Consider the following 848-nt stretch of genomic DNA (forward strand, 5'->3'; position numbering starts at 1 on the left):
CCCGCTCTGAAGTAGCGGGGCTTCGTGCCTCGTTAATTTAGGTAGCTGACCCGCCTAAGTGCCTCACGCACTCCGTTGCATTTAAGAGTCAAAGTTCTCACCTTGGGATGCTTCACCAGTCCCATGCTCTGAAACCAAATAGTTAAAAGTTTACGAGGGGTAAAGCGGTGCTATTTGGATGTGCCGAAATGCAACATTGGCAAGGTGAACATTACCCTAGTAATAGGAGTTTTTAATGAATAAAAATTCAGTTTTTGTACTGGACACTAACAAAAAACCCTGCAATCCAGTACATCCTGCTGTTGCCAGAAAGTTATTAACTGAAGGTAAAGCAGCAGTATTTCGCAGGGTTCCGTTCACAATTATTTTGAAAGAGGAATCGAAAGATGAAATAAAAGAATTAAGGATTAAGATTGACCCTGGTGCAAAGACAACAGGTTTAGCAATAGTCTCTGATACCAATATCGTTTGGTGCGCTGAGTTAGAACATCGCGGTTTTCAAATTCGGGAGAAACTTAACGACCGTCGGACATTAAGAAGGTCAAGACGTAATCGTAAAACTCGGTATCGGAAACCTCGATTTCTTAACCGCAAGCGACCCGATGGATGGTTGCCTCCATCGTTGATGTCCAGGATATCTAACATCGAATCTTGGGTTAAAAAGTTATGTCGATTAGCCCCTATTACTGCTATTAGTCAGGAGCTAGTTAGATTCGATACTCAGAAAATGATTAACCCAGAAATCAATGGAACTGAGTATCAACGAGGCGAGTTATTTGGTTACGAGGTTCGCGAGTATTTGTTAGAGAAATTTAACAGGACTTGCGTTTATTGCGGAACCAAAGAAG

1 protein-coding gene is annotated in these 848 nt (G+C 42.0%); it reads left to right on the forward strand.

The annotated features are described in order from the left end of the window. Positions 1-235: 235 nt before the first annotated feature. A partial coding sequence (gene iscB / locus AC0QH1_RS19505) for an RNA-guided endonuclease IscB (protein WP_324632951.1) occupies positions 236-848 on the forward strand: 613 nt, incomplete at its 3' end.

The sequence above is a fragment of the Phormidium sp. CCY1219 genome, assembly GCF_055795085.1.